This window comes from Aeromicrobium sp. PFPM2_SD2 (genome assembly GCF_057364525.1).
In genome coordinates, this window is sequence record NZ_JBNFNZ010000464.1 from 1 (window position 1) to 1,896 (window position 1,896).

1 protein-coding gene is annotated in these 1,896 nt (G+C 73.3%); it reads right to left on the minus strand.

What is annotated here, in order from left to right:
- Positions 1–117: 117 nt before the first annotated feature.
- A partial coding sequence (gene glgX / locus AC2W7G_RS15120; RefSeq protein ID WP_485869166.1) for a glycogen debranching protein GlgX occupies positions 118–1,896 on the minus strand: 1,779 nt, incomplete at its 5' end.

Below are 1,896 nucleotides of genomic sequence, written 5' to 3' on the forward strand. Positions count from 1 at the left end.
CGGTCGCGCCGCGGTCGACCCCGACGGGGGGCTCGCTGGCTGGGCCAAACCACCCGGTGCGCTGAGCGCCGAGCCGGTCCGCGGTCGTCCCGACACGCGTCGGGACGACCCGCGGGCTCAGCCCTCCTCGCGCGGGATGCGCAGCAGCACGAGCGAGCGTCCGGCGACGTCCAGCGTGGCACCGGGCGCGAGGGCGTCGGCCGGCTCGGGGACGCCGTCGAGGTGGCGCGTGTCGAGCACCGGCGTGAACGACGTGCCGAACTCGGCGTCCGGGAGCGTCACCGTGACGTCGTCCGGCTGGGCGTTGAGCAGCAGCAGCCACGAGTGGTCCGGCACGAGCTCGCCCTCGCGGGTGCGCGACCGGCTGTTCGACCCGTCGATCCACAGGCCGAGGAAGCGGCGCTCCTCGAACCAGTCCGGCTCGCTCATCTCCGCACCGTCCGGACCGAGCCAGATGAGGTCCGGGCGGCCGGTCGGCGTGAGCCGGCCGTCGAAGAACTCCGGCTGACGCAGCGCCGGGCTCTCCGCCCGCAGGCGCACGACGCGGCGGGTGAACTCGAGCATCGCCTCGGCGTCCTCGCCGAGCGTCCAGTCCAGCCAGGACGTCTCGTCGTCCAGGCAGTAGGCGTTGTTGTTGCCGCGCTGGGTGCGCCAGAGCTCGTCGCCGGCCACGAGCATCGGCGTGCCGGTGGACAGCAGCAGCGTGGCCAGCAGGTTGCGCGCCTGCCGGGCCCGCAGCGCCCGGACCTGCGGGTCGCGGGTCTCCCCCTCGACGCCGTGGTTCCAGGAGCGGTTGTCGTCGGTGCCGTCGCGGTTGTCCTCGCCGTTGGCCTCGTTGTGCTTGCGGTCGTACGAGACCAGGTCGCGCAACGTGAACCCGTCGTGCGCGGTGACGAAGTTGACCGACTGCCACGGCCGGCGCAGGTTGTGGTCGTACAGGTCCGACGAGCCCGACAGCCGCGACGCCAGCTCGCGCACGGTGTCCTGGCCGCGCCAGAAGTCGCGGACGGTGTCGCGGTAGCGCCCGTTCCACTCGGCCCACTGGGCGCCGAAGTCGCCGACCCGGTAGCCCTCCCCGGTCGCGTCCCACGGCTCGGCGATGAGCTTGCAGCGCGAGAGCACCGGGTCGGTGGTGATGGCGGTCAGCATCGTGGAGTCGCGGTCGAAGAACCCGCCGTGCGGACGTCCGAGGGTGCTGGCCAGGTCGAAGCGGAAGCCGTCGACGCCCATCTCGGTCGCCCAGTAGCGCAGCGAGTCGGTGACCAGCCGGACGACGGTGGGCGACGCGGCCTCGATGGTGTTGCCGCACCCGGTGATGTCGGCCATGTGCCCGCGCTGGTCGTGCAGGTAGTAGGCCGGGGCGTCCAGGCCGCGGAAGGACAGCGTCGGCCCCTCGGGACCGGCCTCGCAGGTGTGGTTGTAGACGACGTCGAGGATGACCTCGATGCCCGCCGCGTGCAGCGCCGCGACCATGGTGCGGAACTCCTCGACCTCGCGGCCGGGCTCGCTCGCGTAGGCCGCGTGCGGGGCGAAGTAGCCCAGCGGCGAGTAGCCCCAGTAGTTGTGCCGGCCGCGCCGCGTCAGTGACGGCTCGTCCACGAACGCGTGCACGGGCAGCAGCTCCACGGCGGTCACGCCGAGCCTCGTGAGGTGCTCGATCGCGACCGGGTGGGCCAGGCCGAGGTAGGTGCCGCGCAGGTGCTCGGGGATGTCGGGGTGCTGCTTGGTGAAGCCGCGCACGTGCAGCTCGTAGACCACCGTCTCCTCGAACGGCACCTCCGGCTTCGTGCCGGTGTCCGGGCCGCCGGGCGACGTCACGACCGAGAGCGGGACGCTGCCGAGCGAGTCGATCGGGCTCGGCCGGCCGCGCTCGGGGTCGCCGACCCAGCCGCGGGC